Origin of the sequence: Methanosphaerula palustris E1-9c (genome assembly GCF_000021965.1) — an archaeon.
GTDB lineage: Archaea > Halobacteriota > Methanomicrobia > Methanomicrobiales > Methanospirillaceae > Methanosphaerula > Methanosphaerula palustris.
Map to the genome: position 1 here is coordinate 386,896 of NC_011832.1, position 22,745 is coordinate 409,640.

Below are 22,745 nucleotides of genomic sequence, written 5' to 3' on the forward strand. Positions count from 1 at the left end.
CTTTGAAACTGACTTTTTATATCCACCATTACGACGCGTGAAAAATATACCCATTAGAAAAAATGAATAATCCTAAAAATAATTGGACAAACAAAACGGATCTATAATTTTGTAGGCCGAATAACAAGAGGTCGATTTGATTATGAAAATTTGTATATTGGTGCTGAATAATTTTGGGACACTGGGGGGCGTGCAAATAGCTACCCTAAATCTGGCAGAGCAATTAATCCAATTAGGTCACGAAGTTCATATTGTTACATTCGCACCGAATAAAAAGCCATTCTGTAACTTGGATAACAACTTATACAAGGTACATATAATTCATCCCATTATTCCAATAAAAAATCCATATTTTTCGTTCTTAGGAATTATACTCTATATTTTTCCATCATTCAAAGTCGTGAGGAAAGTCGGAGCCGATATCGTTCATGTTCAGCATTTTTCTCCAGCATTGTCTGCGTATATAATAAAAAAAGTTTTAAAAATTCCTTATGTGATTTCTGTCCACGGTGAAAACAATTGTTATACGGAACGGGGACCAATTGTTTCAGCAGTGTTAAAATGGATTAGACCATTATTACCTGAAATTCAAAATGCTGCTGCTATTGTTTCCCTTACTCAGAATACAAAAAAAGATATCGAGAAATGTTTTAAAAAAGAGTCAATAGTCATCCCAAACGGAGTAAATCTGAAATTATTTACTCTAAATAAAGATCGTCCCTTTTTAGATCCGTTGGTTCCCAGGATCATATGTATATCAAGGTTGAATGAACAGAAAGGCATTGAATACGCTTTACATGCGGTAAAATTGTTAAAAAAAGATTTTCCAAGAATCAAATTGATAATTATTGGAGATGGAGAATGTCGTCATTCGCTTGAAGATCAGGCAATTGATTTAAAATTAGCAAACAATGTAATTTTTCTTGGGGAGGTTCCGAATGAAGATCTTGTGAAACATTTGTATGATTCGAACGTATTTCTGCTTCCCAGTTTTCGCGAAGGATTTTCGTTAAGTTTACTTGAGGCTATGGCATCAGGTCTCCCAGTCGTGGCGACACCTGTCGGGAGTAACCCTTTGATAAAGATTTGGAATAATGGATATTTGGTCCCGATCAAAGACTCAGGTGCCATATATCATGCAATTAGGGGGATAATCTCGGATCCCGAAAAGTGGGAAATATTTTCAAGAAATAGCATAAAAAATGCTCAAAAATATTCCTGGGAGAAAGTTGCCAAAAAATATGAAGAACAATACTATTTGATATTGGGGAAGTATCAAAAATAGGCTCTGTTGAAATGCTTCAACTATGGTAGCGTGCCATACGTCCAGTAATTTCAACAAGCCCTGTATCCGTGCCTGATTATCTCCCCTCCACTATCAAACCCAACTTTGCCATTAAAAGAATAAGATTGTTTTTGGTCTAATTGATTTGTGCCCAAACGACCAAGAATATATGGAATTGTTCCTAATCAAAATATATCCTTTCCTATTGGAACCATATATGCGGTTGAAAAATGTATCATTTTTTAAATTGTCGTGAAATATTCGGGAAACACAAGAAGAATGGAATAGATATCAATAAGGGCTCTGTTGAAACCCTCTGGTACTATGATCCCACGATAAGACAAATATCTAATAAGAATCGTTGCTCCTTGAGTCAATGACAAATTCAACAACAAGGAGCAGAAATAATGTCAACGAACCGGTATATCAAACTTGTCAGATACATCTGTTCAGTACTTCGATCCTCCCATTTCCCTCTTTATTCCTGTAAATATTCTCGGAGAACGTATACTCAGCATCAGCTCATGGCGATCCTTCTCTTTCATGAAGCCCTTGGTACTGACTATCGTGATGTAGTCGAACTCATCAATCTGATGGGCAAGATCAAAGACATCCTCAATTTGGACCAGGTTCCCCACTACTCGACCATCCATAAGTTCATGGCTCGAACTCCTTCTGCAGTACTCTCGATATTCCTGAATAAAACCCTCAAACTGTTTTATTCCTGGGGTGAATTGTTCCAACAACTGCCATCGATTCTACGGGATTCACAAGTTCGTACGCCAGTCATTATTACTCCTGGCGTACAGGAAAGACCCGAAAAAACTTCCTGAAAACGTCGATTGCAGTAGATACATGTAAGCAGGTGATCCTCTTTTCCAAGATCTCGCTAAAACCAGTTCACGACACTAAACATGCTGAACCACTCCTCAGGCAGTGCCAGAGGACCAGAAAAACCGGGTGTTATGTGATGGATAAAGGGTACGATTCCGAGAAACTTCATCGACAGATCAGGGAAGAAATGGGTGCTGATTCGGTGATACCTGTCAGAACCTGGAAAGGAAAGATCTATTCGGGGAAATACAGACAAGAGATGTATAACAACTTCGATTCGAAACGCTATCACGAGAGAAACAAAGTTGAAACCGCATTTTCAGTCATTAAAAGAAGATTCTGAGAGGACCTCAAGGCACGAAAATATTGGTACCAGGTCAAGGAGATCAAGGTCAAAATGATCCTCCATAACCTCACGAAGGTGGTTCAATTAGTCGTGATTGTTATCATAGTTGAAGCATTTCAACAGAGCCTCAATAAGCTGTTAAAAGCCCTCTTCAGTTACAAACTGACTGATAATTTCAGCATAAAACGGGCTAATGAATGGATAAACCGTGATGAAGTCGGTAGCGTGCCAAAAGGAATGTAAAAGTAAAAAGGCTCTGAATTCCACCTAGAATTGCATGAAAGGTGAAACCGGACCATGATACCAATATCATCTATCAAAGATTATATTTCCGACAAAGACGAAGGAATGCGCATTCTCATCACCTAGTTTTTGAACAAGGTGATGCAGATCGAAGCCCATCAGCAAGCGGGTGCTAATCTCTATGAGCGAACTGCAACAAGAAACTGCCATCGAAACGGTTCTCGATCCCGATCCCTCACAACTCGCTACGGGGATGTTACTCTCACAAAATATCAGTTTCGGGAGAAAACCCTTCAAGACTCAGATCTTCGGGCGATACGCCCGGATCGAGAAGGCACTAATGAACGCCATCGCCAATCGTATCTATAGGGAGTTTCAACCAGAGAAGTTCAGGAGATCGTCGCGCATCCGGGTATGAAACAACTCTTTCCATCCTCGGTTTCACGGATCTCACATGATCTCGACGATCAGGTGAAGGCTTTTCTCAATCGACCGATAGAACGATCGATTCCTTACCTTTACGTCGATGCATTGTATTTTAAAGTTCGAAACGGGCCCAGATATATCTCAAAAGTCCCCCTGGTGACAGTTGGAGTTCGGAAGGATGGATATAGAGAGATCATGAGAGCCCAGATCCAGTATCAGTGGCTTTCCCGAAGGAGATACGTATGACTATCCCTGGTGTGGGCTATCTCGATCTCCTCAGGTGTTCGAACTGGCGTAGGTCCTGAATTCCGAAGGGACCAAAGGAGCCGGCACCGCTGAACCCGGCCAGCGTGACACCCGGCGAGGTCTCCGGTCTCTCGATCCAGCACCGATGGGATGCCGGCCCCTTCGAGCGCATCGACGACGGTCAGGATCTGCCGGCCAGGCCGGCCCCCCGGATCCCGTCCGCAATACCACCACCGTTACCCTTAAGAGTGCCGGCCGGATTTGTGATTTTGTCAAACTGATCCGAACATGTTTTGCCGGTTTTTTGGAAGATCGGTCTCGCCGTCCCGGACGAGATCCTCGCTTCTTTTCCCCCGGAAACCGGCAATTTTTTGGTGAAAATATTTTGGTCCAGAAAGGACATTCTCCCGCTGAACTCAGGTATATGCAAAAGTGCGGGTAATAGTTGAATTGCGAAATAAGGTTCGCAATAAGGTGAAAAAAATGAAAAAAATTGTCTATTCATCAGGCAGACCCGAAGAGATCCCAGAGCAGCCGGTCAGGGCCGTCGCCCCCGGCTTGAACGGAACGGTCAGGCTCTATCATGCCGACCGGGCGGTACACCCCGATCACGAGGCATCAGGCAATCTGGTGTTCGTGCACAATACAGCAGCTGTCATTGATGCTGGCGGGACGGTCGTCCTCTCACGGTCAGGTCTGGATGGAAGTCCGGCCGGGATGACGATCCGTCTCCTATCGTGTTCATTATATATTGTTCTCAGATCTGCTCTCGCTGCAGACGCACGGGATCAGACCCGCTCGCGATACCGGCCGACGAGGGGGTGAGGTAGCGAGATGTCAGCAAAAACAGTCGTTGATCCTGGTGCAGAGCCGGTCTATGCATACCTCAGACGAAGTGCCATCGAACATGAAGCAGTCTCTCGTCTGCGGGAACTCGGGTACAGGGTGATCCGGACCGACGGCCGCTACCCGGGCGTGAACCTGATCGCGATGAAGGGCGACCATTTCAGGTTCGTCTGCATCAGGCGACGAAAGATGCCGGCCGGCTCCCTCGCTGAGGTTGCCGCGACGTATGCAGAGGATCAGTATGAACTCCGGCGGTACATCTCGCCGATCGTCGCCGCCGATCTCTGGATCTGGTCCATGGCGGACCAGTGGCGGTACTTCGCCGTCTACCCCGGTGGAATTCAGGAGATAGGTGAGAACGATGAACACCGGCTCTGAGATCCGGCGGGGTCTCGAGGTGCTGGTCGCTCCCGGTCAGGTCTTCGAGGTCCGGAGCTGGACGGGCGATCGCATCGCCTCTGGTTACTTCGACGACCTCGATACCGCCGGGAAGGCGATCGAAGCACTCGACGCGGCGAACCCAGACGGGATCTACCTGACCCCGAACCCGGTGCTGCCCGACCTCCTGGCGAGGCGGGCGAACCGGATCAAGGGACCGCTCGCCAAGAAGGACTCCTCGACGAGCGATGGCGATATCCTGAGCCGGCGCTGGTTCCTGATCGACATCGACCCGGCCCGGCCATCCGGGGTCTCCTCATCCGATGAGGAACATCAGGCAGCGCTGGACCGGGCGACTGAGATCGCGGCAGCCCTGGGCGAGAGGGGCTGGCCAGCCCCGGTCGCCGGCGATTCCGGCAACGGTGCTCACCTCCTGTACCGGGTGGACCTCCCGAACGACGAGCAGGTGACGGCGCTGATCAGGGCCGCCCTGGTCGGACTCGACGGTCTCTTCTCCGATGCGAGGGCCTCCGTCGATACAGCCGTCTTCAATGCGAGCCGGATCTGGAAAGTCTACGGAACCGTCGCAAGAAAGGGTGACAACACCAGATCCCGACCACACCGACGGAGCCGGCTGCTGTCGATGCCGGACCCGATCGCGATCGTGACACGGGAGCAGCTCGCAGCCCTGGCGATCACCGATCCAGGAGGAGACACAGCAGCGCCGGCACCCTCGAACAGGGGGACCAGCCGCCAGGTTGGCGAGAAGATCGACCTGGCCGGCTGGCTCCGGGACCACGACCTCGGTGTCATCGACCGCCGGCCCTACCGGGGCGGCGATCTCTACCGACTCGACGCCTGTCCGTTCTCATCAGCCCACACCGACGGGGCGTTTGCGATCCAGTTCGCGAGCGGGGCAATCCATGCCGGCTGCCATCACGCCTCGTGCGGCGGCGGGTCGCAGCGGTGGCCCGAACTCCGGGAGATGTACGAGAAGCCGAAGGTCTCCGCCATAACCCCTGAAGAGAAGGGGGCGGCCTACAGAAAGAAGAAGGCTACAGCGAGAGAGGCGGTGGCCGGCCGGGATGACGCAGCACCGGTTGAGACCGATGCAGCAGATGAAGCGGTCCTGGCCGAGGCCCGGCAGATCCTGGAGACCGGCGACCCGCTCGCGTACATGGTCGACACGTTCAACCTTGAGCACGTCGGTGATCGGGACCTGGCTCACTGCCTGGCTCTCTCTCTTGCGTCCCGCCTGGTCGCAACATCCGAAGGGCTGCACGTCATGACGACCGGTGAGTCGGGCAAGGGGAAGAGCGACGGCTACCGGGTGATGCTCAGGCAGCTCCCCGACGCGTGGAAGATCAAGGGCTCGTTCTCCGACAAATCCCTCTATTACATGGGTGAGTCCCTGAAGCCCCAGACGGTCTTTCTCATCGACGACAAGGACCTCTCAGACTCCCTTCAGGAAGTGCTCAAGGAAGCCACTACTGATTTCAGAAAACCGATCGAACATCGCACCGTCACGACAGATAGAAAACCACAGATTTGTTACATCCCGGAGCGCTGCATCTGGTGGATTGCCAGGGTCGAAGGAGTCGGCGACGACCAGGTCAAAAACCGGATGCTCATGCCATGGGTCGACGACTCCGATGAACAGGATCGGGCTGTCCTGGCCGGCATTCTTGAGCGTCTGGCCCGGGACGAAGACGAACCGATCGGTGAGCTGCACGAGATCGCAGTCTGTAAGGCACTGTGGACGATCCTTCAGAGCGTCGGACTGGTCGACGTCAACCTCTCCCGGTTTGCGCTCAGGATCCATTTCTCATCTGCCCGGAACCGGCGCAACTCCCGGATGTTGACTGACATGATCCAGTCCGCAGCCATGCTCAGATATTTCCAGCGGGACCGCCGGGACCTGCAGGACGGCATAACCCGGATATACGCCACCGAGGACGACTTCAGGACCGCGGCGGCCATCTTCACGGCCCTGCATACGGTATCTGGGTCGCAGGACGCGAAACTGACCCGGCGGGAGGATGATGTTCTGCGGTTGCTCGCGGCGACCGGGGAGACGGAGTTTACCGTACAGAAGATCATGAACCTGACGAAACTCTCGTACGATTCGGTCCGCAGAATGCTGGTCGGATACGGAGACCGGGGCATCCATCGCCCTGGACTCCTGGAGAAGTGCCCGGCGATTGCAAAGATGGATACGTCGGTCAGCATACGGGATGAGGACGACGACAGAACGGTCCGGACGATCCATCGGCGCGAGACCACGTTTTCCTTCGACCTGCAGGTCTACCGGCGCTGGCAGACCGGCGGTCAGGTGGTCTGGCTGGACGAGCCCGGAGACCGGGACCGGGATCCCGATCCGCGGTCGAACACTTGTCAGCAGCATCAGCAGCATATACGCAGCATAAACGCAGTTTCAACTGCGACCATAAAAACCGACAATCCGGCCCTTTCTGCGGAAACGGATGATAAATCATTATGCGTACAAAGAGAAGGATCGTTAAACGCAGCAGAAATGAAGAGCACGCACCCCGCACCCTCACCGGAAGGAAGGGTGTGTGCGGGTGTGTGTGTTCCTGAAAAAAACTGCGACCTAACATCAAATACTGGTATCCGCAACCTGATTCAAAAACAGGGCCGGCAATCACCTCCAAAAGTCAGCAGCAAAAACTGCAAAGATGCTGCGACCACCTGCAAAGACTGCGGAGATGCTGCGGTCACCAGTATGGCAGGCGGTGAACCGGCACGGCCGGCCCCACCACTGACCCTCGCCCAGGTGAACCCGGGTGACTACTCCCTGATCCCGGGCGGTCCCCTGATCGAGCCGTGCCCGGTCTGCGGTGGCCGGGTGGTCCACTACACCGAACGCTACCAGGCCCGGAAGGCCCGGGGTCCAAAGGAGAAGAGCCGGAATATCTGCCGGGGCTGCTATAACCGGGCCCGGGCCTGTGAGCAGGCCGCCATCCAGGTCCTGCCGGGTGTGATCCCGCTGGACGAGGTTGAGTCGGTCGATGCTGGCCTCTTCGGCCGGTGCTCAGTCTGCGGGCTCCAGGCGGCAACATACAACCACGCCGGCAGCGGGACCGGGATCTGCTCGGTCTGTTATGAGAAACTGGTGAGAGAGCAGGTGGATATTCGATAAGATCTCCATTACCGGCACTGAACCTTTCGGCGATCGGTGCCAGAGGGGACGCTGACCCTCTCGGTGCCGGCGGGCCAGATGCCAGAGAAGTCCGGAGCCGGCGCGATAGTCGGGGTGCTGGGAGTCATCGCGATGGTCACCTGCCGGCGACGGTGAAGCAGATCGGAGAGAGTCCACGGACGATCGGACGTTATCACTCCCTGGTATCCGGGGATATCTGGACACACCGTAAGACAGAAAGAATTTTAATGTCTCATATTAAGATGTAGACTTATATTTTAGAAATATAAGGTTTTTTTTAACTAAAAAAAAAGGTTGGATACCATGGGAACAGAGATCGTCGCGGTATTGACGGGAGATTTGGTAAAATCTCAAACGTATTTGACTGAGGCGCTCACGTCGACCCTCGCTGATCTCAGATCTGGGTTTAAGACGTTTAAAGAAATAATGGGCGAAGCTCATAATCAGAGTAATTTTGATCTGATGATCTCCCGTGGCGATAGTTTTCAGGGACTTCTTCTACAGCCTGAGATCGCTCTCAAAGCAGCGATATATATTCGTGCGGATTTGATCCGTGATAGTAAAGCAAAATTTCGTCGTGATGCGAGAATTGCAATCGGGATTGGCACGGTTGAAGATATGGATGCTTCTCTGGGAGAGGCGTTTATCAAATCCGGTGTCTGGTTAGATGAATTAAAAGATATGAAACAAAATCTTATCATCAGGACCTCATTTGGAGATGAAATAAACAGAGAATTCGATACTGAATGCGCATTAACTGATGGAATAATTCAGAAATGGACATCTGGCCAGGCTGAGGCCGTAAAGGAGTATGTAATCAGCGAAAATCAAGAGGAGGTTGCAAAGAAATTAGGCATTTCTCAGGCCGCAGTTTCGTTAAGACTGAATGGTAGTAATTATTCGTTACTACAAAAATTCTTTTCACGATATCAAGAGATCATCTCTCGTGAAATCCAGAAACAAACGGAAATTACAACCAATAACAGATCAGAAAATCTGGATCTTGCTGCGAAGCGAATAGCAGAAGTCATGTGGAACCTTGGTTATCGTCATTTATCCGATGCCGAATTAAATTCCCTTTCAAAAAACGATGCATTATCCCGGAAAGTTGAAGCCAGACTTAAACAATATCAGGGATCGGCACAGAAATAGTGATGGTGAGAGATGTTGTACCAGTATCTTCTCTATCTAATTTTATTGGTGGGGTATATCATCATACTGTGGCCAAGTGGTTATGCAATACGTCGATTTTTAGAAAATTTTGAATTTGAGAATAAATTTAAAAAAGATGAGACCGGGCTCAATTCTTCACAGAAACATGCAGGAACCTACATCGGTTATTTCGAACGTTTTTTAATACTCATCTTTATGTTAACGGATCAGTTTGTAGCTATTGGCTTTCTGATCACTGCCAAATCGATATTCAGATTTGAAAAAAGTCCACGAGGCATCGTTGAATATTTTTTGATGGGGACGCTTATGAGTTATGCGATAGCGATTTCAGTTGGAGAAATTATGCAATATCTCATTATTATGATCCAATCCTGAAGAGAAGCCTCCAGAACCAGAAGAGAGAGGGCCCTACCCGATCAGGGCATGCTGAGAAAACCTGGCAGGTATCAGTTGTCAGGTCTTCGACAATTCACCACACAGAATTCCCTTCTCGATCTTACGGAGATATTCCCGGATAGTATCTGCTTCCGTGCCCGTCTCGATCGGTGAACCTATCACCTGGTGCCGGCCTCAGGGGATGTGATCTTCATTCCCGGCTCGCTGAACCTTCGGCCCAGCTGAGGATCTTCTGGAGACAGAACTGCCGGATCAGTGTCTCGACATCAGTGGCTTTCGCAAACAGGTTTTCTTCGGTTCGAATGAAAGGTTCCCAGGGGATGCCGGAACTTGTCTGAGCCCCAGCGTCCACGAAAGTACCCGCTGGCCTGCTCGAACACGCCCTCCTCGATCAGGATGAACATGTCCTGCGTGCGCTTCTGTTCACAGAGTCGCTCGAATTCCATCGATGCAGACTGGTTGATGCAATGTTCAGAACCCACTTCGAAAAAGAAGACAAAGAGGTGAATCCTAGATTGGTCGAGGAGGAGGTGACTGATCCTGAGGTTATAATCATCCGGGTTCTCGCCTTCCCCGCAGGGGTGCTCAATATCCAGATCGAGAGAGATGCGGGCAGAATAGCCATCAACAATCAGCCGGTTCCTGAGTGTTTCCAGAAGCGGCAGGTTCCGCGGCGCGAAGGACCCGAATATCCCGATTGGAATGGACCGCACCAGGGCTGACGACGCCTGCTGTTCGCCGGCCAGGGTGAGAAAGAAGTCCATGGTTTGAGATGGGAACTGTTCTGGTATAATTACATATAGTCTCAAATGTGTGACTTAAAAACCAGAAACCCTATATGTGGGTCTCACTTATGAGACTATGTGCGAGAGAGGGGAGGACAATGAGTGGCATGAGCGCGGATGCGATCAGGATCTATAGTGGGAAGGTGCCCCAGGAGATCAGAAATGCGGTGGCACCTCTATCGAACGACAAGGTCTGGGCGGTCTTTGCGGGGATCCTGACCCATGAGTCGATCAGTTTTACTGAGATAAAACGCCTCTTTGAGACGGAATCCTCAGGAGAGATCACCCGTCACCTGAAGGCGCTGACGACGGCCGGGCTGATAGAACGGCGTGCTCCTACGATCGATGCCGTCGGAGATACGGTCCGCTCTGTCTATGTACCGACGGCGCTCGGTCGTTCGATGATGCGGGGGCTCTTTACGTCGGTTCTGCCGCAGCCTTCAAAGGGGCGCGTGATCTCGCGCGAGTTTATGACAGTCCCAATTCATACGTTCAAGAAGGGGGGGCTGACAGATATATCGGCGTATTCGAGTTGGAGCTCGACAGACACGCAAGCATCGAGATCCATGATGATGGTGATGCCGCATGCCATCTAATGAAACTCAGGATGACAGGTTACCGCTCCGGATTGTTCAGCCGGCAGATCTGCCCGTTTTGAACGTGGATGGCATCCTCGGCGGACTTGACCCATCCCAGGCACGGATCCTCCTCTATGCGGACCGCCCGGAGATGACGATCGCCGCAGACGGTTCGATGACCCCGGCAGCGGTGGTCAGGATGTTTCTCGCCGAGCTCCGGATGTCGCCCGAGACTTTTGTCAGTATTGCCTGCTGGATGGGAACCCAGGCAGCCCGATATGAGGCGTGTAGCGCGGTAGCGGACGACGAAGAGATGGATCAAAAACCCGTGTGATCTGTGGCATTCGAAGGAGCCGGCGCCTCCAGTCGCCGGTGAAATCCGGCAGAGAAAACAGTAGGTGCCCCACACCTGATACATATCAGGTTTTCTTAAATATCTCGTTCATCCGTAAGAGGGAATCAGATGGGAGAAGAGTCCGGAGGACTCTGCGAATACTGTTGAACGCAGTCAATCCCTAAATAGACCAATCTTCGACTCTATTGAGTCTACGATTGGTCAAGGATGTTGCGTTTAACACTATACCTTTCACCCGGTTCAGCACAAACCCTCTCTTCTCCAGAACTCGGATGACCTTATGAGGCGTGAGTGTTGGAACCTTAGGCATGGGCTTCGATGGTGAGGATGTATTCCAACAACCCCTCCTCGGTCGGGATATCCTCGCCCTTCTCCTGAAGGTCCTCGATAGAGAGCTCGATAGCTTCCCTTGCCATCGTTATCGCGTCATCGATCGTCTCCCCGTAGGTGACGCAGCCTGGAAGCATCGGTACAGTCACCGTCGTATATCCGCTCTCCGGCTCTTTCCGGAGCAGGATGCGGTAATTCAGGTATCTCATCTCGTATCACCCGTGGATCATGCAGACTCTGATCTGCTCGTGAAGTATCTTGCCCGAGGTCTAATAAATAGTAACCGAGCAGGGGTGCCTGGGGTTAAGCGGGGGCATCGACGCGATCATCTCGTTCGCGGTCCGCGTGGTGCTGGAGGGGACGCTGACAGTCCCGGTGCTGGCGAACATCGCGAAGATCTACGATAAGAAGATCACCCTCGGTTCGCCGGCGACTCCGACACCGGGCCAGAGGATCGCACGGGCGACCCCCTCGCCCGAGTGATGCACTGCCCGGACAAACATCTTATCCTCAATTCCTCATCGCATGGAGGACGAGTTCGCAGACGGCGTTGGGCTGGAGATCCCGGAACACCTTCTCCGGGTCAATGTGCCGGAGGTACCCCGGGCATGCACCCTCCCGGGTTCCTCCCCGATCATGAATCCTCGAACCCTATATACTCCGCCGTCTATAGGTGATCATATGCAGCGTCTTCTCCTCATCCTGCTCGCCCTCTGTATCCTCACTGGCACGGCCGGCGCCATCACCGTCGAGATCCAGCCCGACCGGGTCGTCGACGGGGACCAGGTCACCGTCCACCTGCACGACCTGCCGAACGGCACCGTCTTCTCCCTCAAGATGGACGGAGAGTTCGCGACCACGCCCGGGGGCGCTTTCTCGTTCTCCACCAATCAGCTCTCGATGCCGTTCACCCTCGACAAGGGGACGGTCACGGCCAACCTTGAGAACACCGTGACGAACACGCTCGTCGTCCGGAGGGGCGAGACCCAGGCGAAGGTCGGGGGGGATTCGAAGAACGGGCTCTTCTCGACCGTACAGAACGTCTCGATCACGGCCGGCACCTACGACGAGATCGCGGTCAGCGGCACTGTCCTCCCCGATGCGACCACCGTCCGCTCCAGCCTGATCCTGACCGGGGTTAAACAGGGGGCCTCAGACGCGACGATCTCATTTACCGTTCATGGAGTGACTGAGGGGACCCTGACCATCTCGGTGCTCGCGAACACGGCAAAGGTCTACGGCAAGGAGATCGCGCTCGGTCCACTGCAGACCCCGACGCAGAAGTCCGGGGCTGGTGCGATCGTTGGAGTCCTGGGGGTCGTCATCGCGATGGTCGCATGCCGGCGACGGTGAAGCGGAACCTCATACCTGGGATTCGATCGTGAGGGTGGTATTCCAGCAACCTCTCTCCGGTCGAGAATCCCCTTTCTTCCGGAAGTCCCCGATAGAGAGTTCGATAGCATCCTTTGCCCTCGCTATCGCGTCGTCGATCGTCTCCCCGTAGGTGAACCCAGAGTCCGGAAGCATCGGGACGTTCACCGTATACCCGCCCTTTGACTCTCTCCGAAGGAGGATGCAGTAATACAGGTATCTCACTCGTCTCATCCGCGGAATAGGTGGATTCCAGTCCGCTCGTGAAGCACTGAGCCTGATATCACATAAAAAATGGCCATACTCCCACGACAAAAGTCGCGGGCTTTCTGCTGCTTTGATCGAAGTTACCTTCTCTACCTGATAAATGAGGATCAGAAAATTCAGGATCTCTTATCGTTGAGTATATTTTCTGCTCGAAGTACCACAGACTCGGCAAGCGCTTCGGTATATTCCGCATCGCCTACCGGAATTTCAAAACTCGGTGCAGATTTAATTGCATCCGGGACGGGGAGCCCGCTCCTTTCAAGACGATGAAGAAGATCTGAAATATCGTGAATGTAAGGAAGTGGGAGTGCACGGACAATAAATACAGCCTTGATCGCCTTTTCTGCAGCCTGTTGTGCCTGAAAGCAGAGGTCTTCCAGGCAAATTTTCGGTCTGCAGCAATGGGCAATCGATAGGCTGCTGTGCGCTCTTCGGATCTACTCTTCCGGACTATCCGGTGGAAACCGTGCTGACATCGTAGAGAACCTTCCCTTCACGCAATGCGGGGTGCAGGACCAGGTACGGGGAGCTGGCATACTTCCGCACCTGTTCCGGTGTCACAACGATCAGGTCGACTGCCTGACCTACCCCGTACAGTTTCATGTAAATCATCTGCAGCGACAGTTCGCGGGTTATAGTCACCGGATTTTATCACCAGCAGGTCCAGATCGCTGTCTGGCCCCCTGTCTCCCCGTGCTGTCGAGCCAAACAAAATAATCTTTTCTGGTCTGGCGACATCCACAATGCGCCTGAGGATCTCGGTTAACACTTCTTTGTGGATTTTTCTTCCCATCTGCATACATCCCCCCAGGACTAAACTTCTGCCTGTTCAGAATCATTTATCTTGAATCATATATGCATATCTGTCCGCAGGAATCGTTATTGTCCACGTCCGGTGTATACGAGAACCAAAAGGAGAGCGTTTCGATTGCGAGACCCGCTTCCTCATTGCATATCAAGATATGAAATACTCGTTTGACTTCTTCGATCACAAATGCCGTGCCCGGGCCTGACTGATCATGCAGATCCTCTCCCAGATCCAGACACGTGATGAGGCACTCACTGCATGGCGGCGTTATCAGACTATACCGTTTGCGTAATGTGCAGAGGAGACCGATATCTGGTCTATGTATGGCCTGCCACGCGATGATTCTTGCACTCCAGGCCTCCATCGACATTGCAACCGGCATGGTTGGTGAAGAAGACGCCTAAGCGCCCGGATATATACCGTGAAAATATTTCATCTCCTGGGGACATAATGTCATATAATCCCTGAAGCCCTCGCACGAGAGTTGTCAACACCTCGCAGGGTTCTGGAATCTTCTCGTTCAGAATACATCAGACTGGACCTTAAACACGTATGCCGGCGACTTCATAAGAACTGGTCAGACGATGGGCACCTTTCGCGGTATTGTTCGGGATTTCATCAGAGAAAAGGTACAGGAGAACTGATCCGACGGGACCCTTGTGTGCAGATATTAGTTCACCAAATCAATAATAACGTTAAAAGCGAATCTGGTAGCTGAAGTATTCTTTTCATCATGCTCGCAGAACATATCATCTACTCCAGTGCCCTTGCAATCATTATTGGAATGGTTTTTCTTCACTATACGGGGAGAGATTATTCCTGGATAATCATTCTCTGTTCATGGGCTCCGGATAGTGACATCATCGCGAATCCTATTCTGAATCAGTTTGGATTTACCCTGCTGTATGAGGGCCATAAGATCGTTCACGGCGATTTTCATAATATCGCCATCATGGTAATCTTTGGTATAATAGTGGCATTCTTACTGCACCCGCTGGGAATAAAATTTATTGAAGCGTTCGTTTATTCTGTCATTGGGTTCGGTGCTCACCTGTTTGAAGATGCGCTGGTGTACAGGATGGGATACCGATTCCTCTGGCCGTTCTCATCAAAGATCATGGGTCTTGGTATCCTCACCCAGATACAATCTGAGGAATACTATATTAGAAATTTTTTTGGAATTGCAAATACTGGAGTACTCATTATCGGTCTGATGCTCCTTGGTGCGGCAGTACTGATCAGAACGCGTATTGAAGGGAGAACCTGGATTCGCTGGTATATGCCGAACAGAGTGTACACAAAATTTTTTAATTGATATATTCAGCATAAATTACCTTACTAGTTGATACTCAATCTTGCATCCTGTTAGGGCAGGGAACTTCGGACGCACTGACTCTTGTTTACAGGTCAAGGGTTGTTGAGGGGACGCTGAAGGCTCGATGTGCCGGCATTGACCACGACGCAAAGAAGAGATGGGAGAGAAAAGGGGTGCGTTCGTCGGTCTAACATCTCTCCTCATCGTCCAGATCGCATTCCACTGACACTGAAGTGAGACGAGCTGGGAGAACCACATCAAAACAGATACGCATATGTCTCACGAGGGTGTACTATGAAGGGAGTATGAGCACCACGCAGCGTATTCCGGTCATCGTGCTCATCATATGGTTCGCTGTGATCACGACCTTCATGCTGTTGAATCAGGTGCTCGACCTTGAAATCTTCTTTGTCCTGGCCCTGATCGGCCTCCTCATCGTCGTCGAGATGATCGACACGGCCACGGTCCAGTCGCGATCCTTGCGTCGGATCAAGTACGTGATCGTTGTGGGTGTCCTCCTCTTCGGGTATACTGTCGTGAACAAGATCATGGAGATCGTCGCCCGATGACTTCAATCAGGCGCGAGTGGCTCATCTCGCTCGGTCTTGCGGTCTTCGTCCTCACCCTCGCCGGCCTCTTTGCCCTGCAGCCCCTGCTGTACACGGCCAAAACCGCGTCGATCACCAGTCTTCACGAGGATCTGACAGAGACCGGGAACCTGACCACGACCGACAGCGCGCTTGTCCTTCCCGAATGGGCCACCAGCCTGAACCTCACCGGCCCGCTCATCCTCGATATCAAACTGAACGACTTTGAGTCTGCCAACCGCACGCTGCAGCAGTACCTCAAGTCAGGGCAGAGCCTGAGCGGCCTGGTCGTGAAGCTGGATATGAGCGACACCGACGTCGCCACATTCCAGCGGGACAACCAGGCGAACAACCTGGCGCTGCAGCAGCTCTTGAACCAGACCGGAGAGTTCGACCAGCTCCAGTCCCTGCAGGTCCAGTACAAGGAGAGCGGGGACACGGCGATGCTCAGGTCCGTGCAGCTCCAGGGGGAGGAACTCCGGAAGAAGGTTCAGGCGAATTATCTGGGCTACGCGTCCCGGGAGGAGAGGGTCGTGAACGTCTCGCAGAAGTACGGACAGAACACCAGCGCCTACGAGCAGTCGGTCCTGGACTTCGCGGCCATCGTGGCTGCGCTCAATGCGGTGCAGGACGAACGAGCCGCCTCGGTCCCGGAGGCGATTCGTGCGATCCAGCAGCAGTCCGGCGGCCTTCCAGCGATCACCTTCCAGGTGGAGCCGGACCATGGAGTCTACGGCGACCTCCTCTCGATGGCCGGCACGGTCAGGGGGCCGGCCGGCACTCAGGTGACCATCTTCTCGGACGGAAAGCCGTTCGCCGGAGTGGTGACCGGTGAGGACGGGCGATTCAACTTCCTGTACCGGGTTGGGGAGATCGAAGCCGGGAAGCATACGGCCTATGCCTCTGCCGGCGTCGCCCTCTCGGACGAAGATCCTTTCACCATCACGAAGGTGAACACCACGCTCGACCTCGCCGCCCCTCTCGTGGAGGTGAACGGAACCTGGCGCGCGGTCTGCACCGGGAACCTGACCGCCACGGACGATCGGCCGGTCGTCGACGCACCGGTCCAGGTCCTCCTCGATGGGAAACGGGCGGCACAGGTGACGACCGATGAGAACGGTTCGTACCGGACGACAGTGCAGAACCTGACCGGGGGCACCCACGTGCTAAAGACCCGGTTCGACCCGGCCGGTTTCCCGTTGAACGGGTCCGAATCGGCCCCGGTGACGATCGAGGTCCCCTCCCTCCTCGGGCTGCTCGCCCTGATCCTGTACGTTCTTGGGATCGGGGGAGCAGCCATCGGCGCGTATCTCTATCTCCGCCGGCGACGGAAGGTCGGTGCGGTCCTCCACGACCGAAGGGAACAGCCTCCCGAGCCGGTGGTCGAGCTTCCCCCGGCGCCGACCGTGGAGGAGGCGATCGGGGCCGCGACTCTTCTCGTCGAAGGTGTCGACGGGCGCGAGGCGATCACCCGGCTGTACCGCCGGCTGGTCCGGGAGCTCGATACACGAAACCCCGGCCACCATCTCAGGTCGAAGACTCCGCGCGAGATCGCCGGTCACTTTGCGGCAGCATCCTATGGGATCCGGCTAACTGATCTCGTCGGGGTTCACGAACGGATCCGATATGCAGGTCGGGAACCAACAGAAGAAGATATCCGCAGAGTGCGCGAAGATTTTATCTACGTGATAACAGAGGGAAGTCAGTGAGGAATCAGAAGTTGCTCCTATGCCTGGTCGTACTCATCGGCCTGGTCTCAATCAGTGGATTTGCGGCCGCAGCAGTGCCCATTGGAGAACTCAACGTGAATACGACGGTCTCCCTGGAAGTGACATCGACTCCGGACCTGAATGAACCGGCTCTGGTACCTGCATCTGCCCAGAACGAGTCCGGAACAGTCGCGACCCCAGTTCAGAATTCCATTCCGGTCGTCCAGCTCAGCGTCAGCCTCTTCAACGCCAGCGAAGTGCCGCCCATCTTCTGCACTGGAAACGTGACGGTGGCCGGCCGGCCGGTCTCCGGCGCCACGGTCCACCTGCTCTTCGACGACTACGGCGTCCTCGATTGTACCACCGATGAGAGCGGTACCTTCAACATGCTGGTCAATGTGGGGCCAGGTCGCCACTCGGTGGTCGCGAATGTCTCCTCCGTCGACCCCTCCCAGACTCGCCCGGCGTTGAGTTCACGGGTGATGATCGAGGTTCCTGGTGTAAAACTCCCCCTCCTTCCGATGGCAGTGGGCGTAATCGTCCTGCTGGCCGGCGGGACGGCCCTCTTCTTCTGGCGCCGGGGGCGTAGAAGAGAGCGGCAGCCGGAACCTGAAGTTCCGCCCCTTCCCGAAGTGACGCCGGTCGCTGAGACCGAAGACCTCCAAAAGACCGCCAGAACCCTCGCCGCCGGCGATCTTCGCAAAGGGATCGAGGCGATCTATCTGGAGTCCCTGGTCCGACTGGACCAGCAGCAGCCTGGCGCCCGCCTCAGGACCCGGACACCCCGGGAGATCCGGGTCCAGTTCGAAGGGACGCCGATTGCCGCTCCTATCACGGCCATGACTGCAATCTACGAAGCGGTCGTCTATAGCGGACACACCCCGGTCGAGAAGGACAGAAGAGAGATGATCGACCTCTTTGTCGCAGTCTTCTCAGGGTCGGAACGTGCCGACCAGTAACCATTCAGGTCAGGTGGTCAACTGGGCGGTCGGACTAGTCCTCCTGATCGCCGTCGTCGTCCTCTTTCTCCACCTCACCGCAACAGATGTGGAGTTCAGCCGCTACAACCCGCAGTGGAACGGTACCTCGGCTTTCTTTGAAACGCTCGAAGACCATGGTGCCGTGATGGTCGGTGACCCGTCAGCGCTCGCCGGCAGAACCAACACGACCCTGCTCGTGATCGCACCCGGCCGTGCCCCGACCGCTGGAGAGGCAACGGCGTACCGTGATTTCGTAGCGGCAGGGAACACCCTCCTCCTTGCCGATGACTTCGGGGAGGGGAACGCCCTCCTCAAAGCGGTTGGAGGAACAATCCGTCTCGACCAGCGGAACCTATCGAGCCTCGACCGGGAGTACCAGGTTTCGGCCGCACCTCTCGGCTTCCCGGTGGTGGGGGCGCCATTCACCGATAACATCACCAAGATCGTCTTCAATCACCCGGTCGTCGTGACCGGCGGAACCCCGTTCCTCGAGACCTCGCTCCTCTCCTGGATCGATGAGAACGGGAACGGACGGGCCGATCCAACCGAGCCCCTCGGGAGGTTCGCCATCGCGGCCACCGAACCGGTCGGTGGCGGCCGGGTGGTGGTGATCGGGGACGGGAGCCTCTTCATCAATGCCATGCAGCACCTCCGTGACGGGGATAACGAACGGTTGATCGACGAATTGACCCCCGGCACCGTCCTGGTCGACCAGCATCTCAGCCAGACCTCCACAGCGAGCGGTCCGATCAGCACGATTTTATGGGTACGAAATATATCTTCATCCATCATTCTGGTCACCGCGCTGGCGCTTGGTATGCTCGCGTGGTATGTCTGCAGACGAAAAAGGGGATGGGACTGAGCATGGAACAGAAAGAACTGGAGAGAGAGGTCAGGGCGATCGCAGATGCCCGGCGGGTGACTCAGGAGACCCTCGGCAGATTTGTGGTCGGCAACCAGGATCTGGTCGACCTGATCCTGGTCGGGGTCCTGACAGGGGGGCACGTCCTGATCGATGGCGTGCCCGGCACGGCCAAGACCACCATCAGCAAGATCGTCGCACGGTTGATCGGGTATCAGTTCAGCCGCGTGCAGGGTGCAGTCGATGTTCAGCCGACCGATATCGTGGGCATCCGTATCTACGATAATGAAACGCATAAGTTTTCGCTGCAGAAGGGTCCGATCTTTGCGAATTTCGTGATGATCGATGAGATCAACAGGCTCACCCCCAAGACTCAGTCCGCCTTCATCGAGGCGATGGCCGAGCACCAGGCCACCATCGACGGGAAAACCTATCCCATTGAATCTCCTTTCTTTGTCATTGCGACCCAGAACACCCAGGAGTTCGAGGGAACGTTCCACCTGATCGAGGCGCAGCGGGACCGGTTCAACTACAGCATGTCTCTCTATCATCTGGGTCGGGAGAATGAAGCTGAGATCCTCCGCCGTGATCGCGATGGTCACCTGGACTGGGATGTCTACGGAGAGCAGATCGCACCGATCCTCTCGATCGCGCGGGTCCAGAATATGACTCACGTTATCCAGGAGGTGTATGTGGACGATGCGATCATCCGCTACATCAGTGACATCGTGGTCGCCAGCCGGAATCATGGTGATATCAGGCTCGGGACCAGCACGCGTGGTTCGCTCGCTCTCCTCCGTGGGGCCATGGCCTCTGCGGCCCTGGCCGGCAGGACCTATGTGATCCCTGACGATGTCAAGCGCATGGCCCGCCCGGTCCTCGGTCACCGGTTGATCCTGGAACGGGAGGCAGAGATCGGCAAAATCTCGGCCGACGACGTGGTTCAGGAGATCCTCGAGACGGTCGAGGTGGCCTGATCCGGTGCGGCCGACACGGTGGACCGGGTCGGCTGCGGTCGTCGCCGCCGTGCTCGGCACAATCGGGCTCTTCTTCGATGCCCCGGCAGCTGCCGGTGCTTCGGTCGGGCTCGCCGCCCTCCTCGCAGGGGGAGCAGTGCTCTTTCTCTATCGCACGATCCGGTATGCGGACACCCTCGCTGTCGAGCGGGTCATTGGGACGGGGCTCGTCTGCCAGGGAACTCCGGTGGAGGTCGGGGTGCAGGTGACTGGTGAGGCTGTGTCCGGGCTCGCGGTCCGGATCATGGACCTCCCCCCGCGTTCGGCGGTGCACGATCCCAAAGAGACGGTTCTTAAGGGTGGAGAGGGCCGGTACCGAATCCGGCTGATGGCCCCTGGCGAGGTCTTCTTCCGTGGACTTCGGGTTGAGGTTGCGGATCGGTTCTTCACAACAACGCTCTTCTGCACAGCCCCGCGGTTTGCAGGAACGATGCTGACCGTGTACTCGCCCGATAGTTATCGTCATGAAAAAGGGCCCGGATCAGGAGCCGGGGAACTCGAGATCGAGCGGAAAGGGGTGCTGCGTGGACAGGGGATCCGTTCATTCCGTCCATTTCGGTCAGGGGACGATCCGGCCCTGATGGATTGGAAACTCTCGGCCAAGCACGGCCGGCTCTTCGTCCGCGAGCCAAACAGCCAGGTTGGAGGTCCCCCTCTGCTGATCGTCGACCTCCCGGTCGTCGGAGCAGAGGGAGGTGAAGATCTCCTCCTCGCCGCTGGTGAAGCGATCGAACGGGAGATCCGGGAGTACGACCACTGTACCCTCCTCGTGATTGCAGGTGGCGAGGTGATCGGGTTCTGGTATCATGAGCAGGACCTGCCGGCACTGGTTCGGAACCTCCGGTCCCGGCCGGCCGATTCCGTTGCTCCCCTCTACCGGGTGTATGATCCCATCGTCCTCAAGCGGCGGCTTCGGGCAGCTGAACGGGGTGTCTCCGAACCTTCGCGACGATTCGCCGCCGTGCTTCGTGCCACCCTCGGTTCATCTTCCGCCTTCGCCTTCGAGGAGGAGGTCGGGCGGATCCTGGCCAGTGTCGAACACCCTGAGGTGATCGTCTACACGGCCGCGACCGATGAGATCAGCCATCTGAATCTGATCGCCGTGGCTGCCCGCCGCCACGACCGCACCCTCAGGATTCTGCTGACGCGCCCAGGGCCGGGTCTTCTGGCCAGGCTCAGTTCGTATGCCCGGGTGGAGGTGCTCTGATGGAACCCATCCGGCTCATCCTCTCCGGTGCTGCAGGCGTGGCCATCGGTGTCACCTGGCTTTTCGGTGCTGACCTCTGGGTGAACGTGCTCGTCACCCTCCTCGGGGCAGCGTTCATCGGCACGGTGTGGGCAGGGATGGGGGGCTGGTGCCTCGCCCTCTGCCTGGGTGAAGCCTTTGCTGTCGCCCTTGGCACGGCCAACCCCCTGATCGGTGTCCTGTTCCAGCCGGCGATCGCCGGAATAGTGATCGGCGTGGAGGATCGGAGAAAATTGGTGATGGGTGCCGTCATCATCACCGTTTCAGCCGGCGCCGTCCTTCTGGTCCGTCACATGCTGCTGCCGCTCCTCGCCCTCGTGGTCGGGATTGCCGTGGTCGCTCTCTGTCTGGTGGGGATCGAGGCCTGGGTGCAGCGACAGTTGTCAGGAGGAGAGAGAGTATGAAAGAGTACAGCACCACGTTTCTTGGGGGCACCGCACTGATCGGTGCGGCCGCCCTGCTGCTGGCCGTCGCCGCCCTGACCGGGCGGGGAGATATGACGAGTGCGACCCTGGTCCTGGTCGGGGTCGGAACCTTCGTCGGCGGGGTGATCCTGCTGACCCAGTACCGTGGCGAACCGGTCGTTCCATGGGTGGCCGGGCTGGCCACGGCCGGACCGGTCATCGACCTCACCCGTCTCTGCACGGATCTCGGTCTCCAGGGCAATGCCCACCTTCTCCTCCGCGACGAGGAGATCGTTCAGGTGGTGCCGGTTGGGGATTCCCCCCCGGTGCTTCCTTCAGATGACTACTCGTTCATTGGTGAGGAGAATGGTGGCGGGGTTCAACTGCAGCCGACGGGATGGCTCCTTTATGAGCGGCTGGTGCGCGATCATGCCCTGGTCATCCCTGAGGGGGTCGACGGACTCTGCACCGCGATCCGCGAGGTGGGGGAGGACGTTCTCTGCCTCGCCGACCGGATCGTGGCCGCCCCCGAGGGGGATGGTATCGTCGTCCAGATCTCCGGGTACCGGCTCTATGAGGGATGCCGGGCGGTTCATGCAGTCTCGCCCAAGTGCTGCACCATGATCGGCTGCCCGGTCTGCAACCTCTTCGCCTGCATGGCCGTGGCCGGCCTTCATCGCGGCTGCGTTCTTGAGCATGTCTCGATCGACGATCACGAGCAGTCGGTCAAACTCGTGCTCAGGATTTTATAGAGAATACAGAAATAGAGAAACGAACG

25 protein-coding genes and 3 pseudogenes are annotated in these 22,745 nt (G+C 54.9%); 22 read left to right on the forward strand and 6 right to left on the reverse strand.

The genetic code is table 11. The annotated features are described in order from the left end of the window. Nucleotides 1–160 precede the first annotated feature (160 nt). The 9 genes and pseudogenes from MPAL_RS01870 (at nucleotide 161) to MPAL_RS01910 (ending at nucleotide 9,333) form a co-directional block, all read left to right on the forward strand. Nucleotides 161–1,285 (forward strand): glycosyltransferase family 4 protein, encoded by a 1,125-nt coding sequence (locus tag MPAL_RS01870; RefSeq protein WP_158303603.1) that lies wholly within the window; start codon nucleotides 161–163, stop codon nucleotides 1,283–1,285. Nucleotides 1,286–1,692: 407 nt separating this feature from the next. Next, a pseudogene (locus MPAL_RS01875) lies at nucleotides 1,693–2,591 on the forward strand (IS5 family transposase); the annotation flags it as partial. A gap of 258 nt (nucleotides 2,592–2,849) precedes the next feature. Next, a pseudogene (locus tag MPAL_RS17420) lies at nucleotides 2,850–3,380 on the forward strand (transposase). A gap of 104 nt (nucleotides 3,381–3,484) precedes the next feature. Then, nucleotides 3,485–3,661 carry a hypothetical protein gene (locus tag MPAL_RS16090; RefSeq protein WP_158303604.1) on the forward strand — a complete coding sequence of 59 codons (177 nt, stop codon included), beginning with the start codon at nucleotides 3,485–3,487 and terminating at the stop codon, nucleotides 3,659–3,661. Nucleotides 3,662–3,863: 202 nt separating this feature from the next. Further along, nucleotides 3,864–4,205: a hypothetical protein gene (locus MPAL_RS01890; RefSeq protein WP_012617064.1), complete on the forward strand. Its 342-nt coding sequence runs from the start codon at nucleotides 3,864–3,866 to the stop codon at nucleotides 4,203–4,205. A gap of 9 nt (nucleotides 4,206–4,214) precedes the next feature. After that, the gene (locus MPAL_RS01895; RefSeq protein ID WP_012617065.1) at nucleotides 4,215–4,604 is read left to right on the forward strand and encodes a hypothetical protein; all 390 of its coding nucleotides are present in this window, start codon (nucleotides 4,215–4,217) and stop codon (nucleotides 4,602–4,604) included. After that, nucleotides 4,588–7,764: a hypothetical protein gene (locus tag MPAL_RS01900; protein WP_012617066.1), complete on the forward strand. Its 3,177-nt coding sequence runs from the start codon at nucleotides 4,588–4,590 to the stop codon at nucleotides 7,762–7,764. Before MPAL_RS01895 ends, MPAL_RS01900 begins: the two co-directional genes overlap by 17 nt. 324 nt (nucleotides 7,765–8,088) lie before the next feature. Then, nucleotides 8,089–8,937 (forward strand): hypothetical protein, encoded by an 849-nt coding sequence (locus tag MPAL_RS14120; protein ID WP_012617067.1) that lies wholly within the window; start codon nucleotides 8,089–8,091, stop codon nucleotides 8,935–8,937. A gap of 48 nt (nucleotides 8,938–8,985) precedes the next feature. Then, nucleotides 8,986–9,333 carry a hypothetical protein gene (locus MPAL_RS01910; protein WP_158303605.1) on the forward strand — a complete coding sequence of 116 codons (348 nt, stop codon included), beginning with the start codon at nucleotides 8,986–8,988 and terminating at the stop codon, nucleotides 9,331–9,333. Between the two features lie 287 nt (nucleotides 9,334–9,620). Here the strand turns inward: MPAL_RS01910 and MPAL_RS01915 are convergent, their stop codons facing one another. After that, nucleotides 9,621–10,118 (reverse strand): hypothetical protein, encoded by a 498-nt coding sequence (locus MPAL_RS01915; RefSeq protein WP_012617069.1) that lies wholly within the window; start codon nucleotides 10,116–10,118, stop codon nucleotides 9,621–9,623. A gap of 119 nt (nucleotides 10,119–10,237) precedes the next feature. Here MPAL_RS01915 and MPAL_RS01920 point away from each other — a divergent pair, with 119 nt between their 5' ends. Both MPAL_RS01920 and MPAL_RS01925 read left to right on the forward strand, forming a co-directional pair. Further along, nucleotides 10,238–10,735: a helix-turn-helix domain-containing protein gene (locus MPAL_RS01920; protein ID WP_012617070.1), complete on the forward strand. Its 498-nt coding sequence runs from the start codon at nucleotides 10,238–10,240 to the stop codon at nucleotides 10,733–10,735. After that, nucleotides 10,725–11,051, forward strand: a complete 327-nt coding sequence (locus MPAL_RS01925; RefSeq protein WP_012617071.1) for a hypothetical protein — start codon at nucleotides 10,725–10,727, stop codon at nucleotides 11,049–11,051. Before MPAL_RS01920 ends, MPAL_RS01925 begins: the two co-directional genes overlap by 11 nt. A gap of 323 nt (nucleotides 11,052–11,374) precedes the next feature. Here the strand turns inward: MPAL_RS01925 and MPAL_RS01930 are convergent, their stop codons facing one another. Continuing rightward, entirely contained in the window at nucleotides 11,375–11,611 is a 237-nt protein-coding gene (locus MPAL_RS01930) for a type II toxin-antitoxin system HicB family antitoxin (RefSeq protein WP_012617072.1), read from the reverse strand. A 136-nt stretch (nucleotides 11,612–11,747) separates the two neighbouring features. On the opposite strand from MPAL_RS01930, the gene MPAL_RS16095 reads away from it, so the two are divergent. Both MPAL_RS16095 and MPAL_RS01935 read left to right on the forward strand, forming a co-directional pair. Continuing rightward, nucleotides 11,748–11,885 (forward strand): hypothetical protein, encoded by a 138-nt coding sequence (locus MPAL_RS16095; protein WP_158303606.1) that lies wholly within the window; start codon nucleotides 11,748–11,750, stop codon nucleotides 11,883–11,885. Nucleotides 11,886–11,927: 42 nt separating this feature from the next. Continuing rightward, complete coding sequence (locus MPAL_RS01935; RefSeq protein WP_012617074.1) at nucleotides 11,928–12,755, forward strand: hypothetical protein; 828 nt, start codon at nucleotides 11,928–11,930, stop codon at nucleotides 12,753–12,755. A 9-nt stretch (nucleotides 12,756–12,764) separates the two neighbouring features. On the opposite strand, the gene MPAL_RS01940 is transcribed toward MPAL_RS01935, so the two are convergent. The 4 genes and pseudogenes from MPAL_RS01940 to MPAL_RS16780 form a co-directional block, all read right to left on the reverse strand. Continuing rightward, on the reverse strand, nucleotides 12,765–13,007 hold the full coding sequence (locus MPAL_RS01940) for a type II toxin-antitoxin system HicB family antitoxin (RefSeq protein WP_012617075.1): 243 nt from the start codon (nucleotides 13,005–13,007) through the stop codon (nucleotides 12,765–12,767). A gap of 149 nt (nucleotides 13,008–13,156) precedes the next feature. Then, the gene (locus tag MPAL_RS17425) at nucleotides 13,157–13,477 is read right to left on the reverse strand and encodes a HEPN domain-containing protein (RefSeq protein WP_095206378.1); all 321 of its coding nucleotides are present in this window, start codon (nucleotides 13,475–13,477) and stop codon (nucleotides 13,157–13,159) included. A gap of 13 nt (nucleotides 13,478–13,490) precedes the next feature. Further along, the gene (locus MPAL_RS16775; RefSeq protein ID WP_236610498.1) at nucleotides 13,491–13,643 is read right to left on the reverse strand and encodes a hypothetical protein; all 153 of its coding nucleotides are present in this window, start codon (nucleotides 13,641–13,643) and stop codon (nucleotides 13,491–13,493) included. A 73-nt stretch (nucleotides 13,644–13,716) separates the two neighbouring features. After that, nucleotides 13,717–13,839: pseudogene (locus MPAL_RS16780) on the reverse strand (nucleotidyltransferase domain-containing protein); the annotation flags it as partial. 742 nt (nucleotides 13,840–14,581) lie between these two features. Between MPAL_RS16780 and MPAL_RS01950 the strand changes: the two are divergent. From MPAL_RS01950 to MPAL_RS01990, 9 genes are all read left to right on the forward strand, one after another. After that, nucleotides 14,582–15,163 (forward strand): metal-dependent hydrolase, encoded by a 582-nt coding sequence (locus MPAL_RS01950; protein ID WP_012617077.1) that lies wholly within the window; start codon nucleotides 14,582–14,584, stop codon nucleotides 15,161–15,163. Between the two features lie 305 nt (nucleotides 15,164–15,468). After that, nucleotides 15,469–15,732 carry a hypothetical protein gene (locus tag MPAL_RS01955; RefSeq protein ID WP_012617078.1) on the forward strand — a complete coding sequence of 88 codons (264 nt, stop codon included), beginning with the start codon at nucleotides 15,469–15,471 and terminating at the stop codon, nucleotides 15,730–15,732. Continuing rightward, nucleotides 15,729–17,459, forward strand: a complete 1,731-nt coding sequence (locus MPAL_RS01960) for a DUF4129 domain-containing protein (RefSeq protein ID WP_012617079.1) — start codon at nucleotides 15,729–15,731, stop codon at nucleotides 17,457–17,459. The genes MPAL_RS01955 and MPAL_RS01960 overlap by 4 nt, the downstream gene beginning before the upstream one ends. Then, entirely contained in the window at nucleotides 17,456–18,418 is a 963-nt protein-coding gene (locus MPAL_RS01965) for a DUF4129 domain-containing protein (RefSeq protein WP_012617080.1), read from the forward strand. Before MPAL_RS01960 ends, MPAL_RS01965 begins: the two co-directional genes overlap by 4 nt. Further along, entirely contained in the window at nucleotides 18,405–19,301 is an 897-nt protein-coding gene (locus tag MPAL_RS01970) for a DUF4350 domain-containing protein (RefSeq protein WP_012617081.1), read from the forward strand. Before MPAL_RS01965 ends, MPAL_RS01970 begins: the two co-directional genes overlap by 14 nt. 2 nt (nucleotides 19,302–19,303) lie before the next feature. Continuing rightward, entirely contained in the window at nucleotides 19,304–20,278 is a 975-nt protein-coding gene (locus MPAL_RS01975; RefSeq protein WP_012617082.1) for an AAA family ATPase, read from the forward strand. Nucleotides 20,279–20,282: 4 nt separating this feature from the next. Next, nucleotides 20,283–21,524, forward strand: a complete 1,242-nt coding sequence (locus MPAL_RS01980; protein WP_012617083.1) for a DUF58 domain-containing protein — start codon at nucleotides 20,283–20,285, stop codon at nucleotides 21,522–21,524. After that, nucleotides 21,524–21,967 (forward strand): hypothetical protein, encoded by a 444-nt coding sequence (locus MPAL_RS01985; RefSeq protein ID WP_012617084.1) that lies wholly within the window; start codon nucleotides 21,524–21,526, stop codon nucleotides 21,965–21,967. Before MPAL_RS01980 ends, MPAL_RS01985 begins: the two co-directional genes overlap by 1 nt. After that, on the forward strand, nucleotides 21,964–22,719 hold the full coding sequence (locus MPAL_RS01990; protein WP_012617085.1) for a hypothetical protein: 756 nt from the start codon (nucleotides 21,964–21,966) through the stop codon (nucleotides 22,717–22,719). The genes MPAL_RS01985 and MPAL_RS01990 overlap by 4 nt, the downstream gene beginning before the upstream one ends. Nucleotides 22,720–22,745: the final 26 nt, after the last annotated feature.

Coding starts and splice junctions, on each gene's coding strand:
- MPAL_RS01890 (WP_012617064.1), top strand. CDS start 3,864: ATGAAAAAAATTGTCTATTCATCAGGCAGACCCGAAGAGATCCCAGAG.
- MPAL_RS01895 (WP_012617065.1), top strand. CDS start 4,215: ATGTCAGCAAAAACAGTCGTTGATCCTGGTGCAGAGCCGGTCTATGCA.
- MPAL_RS01900 (WP_012617066.1), top strand. CDS start 4,588: ATGAACACCGGCTCTGAGATCCGGCGGGGTCTCGAGGTGCTGGTCGCT.
- MPAL_RS14120 (WP_012617067.1), top strand. CDS start 8,089: ATGGGAACAGAGATCGTCGCGGTATTGACGGGAGATTTGGTAAAATCT.
- MPAL_RS01915 (WP_012617069.1), bottom strand. CDS start 10,118: ATGGACTTCTTTCTCACCCTGGCCGGCGAACAGCAGGCGTCGTCAGCC.
- MPAL_RS01920 (WP_012617070.1), top strand. CDS start 10,238: ATGAGTGGCATGAGCGCGGATGCGATCAGGATCTATAGTGGGAAGGTG.
- MPAL_RS01925 (WP_012617071.1), top strand. CDS start 10,725: ATGCCATCTAATGAAACTCAGGATGACAGGTTACCGCTCCGGATTGTT.
- MPAL_RS01930 (WP_012617072.1), bottom strand. CDS start 11,611: ATGAGATACCTGAATTACCGCATCCTGCTCCGGAAAGAGCCGGAGAGC.
- MPAL_RS01935 (WP_012617074.1), top strand. CDS start 11,928: ATGGAGGACGAGTTCGCAGACGGCGTTGGGCTGGAGATCCCGGAACAC.
- MPAL_RS01940 (WP_012617075.1), bottom strand. CDS start 13,007: ATGAGACGAGTGAGATACCTGTATTACTGCATCCTCCTTCGGAGAGAG.
- MPAL_RS16775 (WP_236610498.1), bottom strand. CDS start 13,643: ATGAAACTGTACGGGGTAGGTCAGGCAGTCGACCTGATCGTTGTGACA.
- MPAL_RS01950 (WP_012617077.1), top strand. CDS start 14,582: ATGCTCGCAGAACATATCATCTACTCCAGTGCCCTTGCAATCATTATT.
- MPAL_RS01955 (WP_012617078.1), top strand. CDS start 15,469: ATGAGCACCACGCAGCGTATTCCGGTCATCGTGCTCATCATATGGTTC.
- MPAL_RS01960 (WP_012617079.1), top strand. CDS start 15,729: ATGACTTCAATCAGGCGCGAGTGGCTCATCTCGCTCGGTCTTGCGGTC.
- MPAL_RS01975 (WP_012617082.1), top strand. CDS start 19,304: ATGGAACAGAAAGAACTGGAGAGAGAGGTCAGGGCGATCGCAGATGCC.
- MPAL_RS01985 (WP_012617084.1), top strand. CDS start 21,524: ATGGAACCCATCCGGCTCATCCTCTCCGGTGCTGCAGGCGTGGCCATC.
- MPAL_RS01990 (WP_012617085.1), top strand. CDS start 21,964: ATGAAAGAGTACAGCACCACGTTTCTTGGGGGCACCGCACTGATCGGT.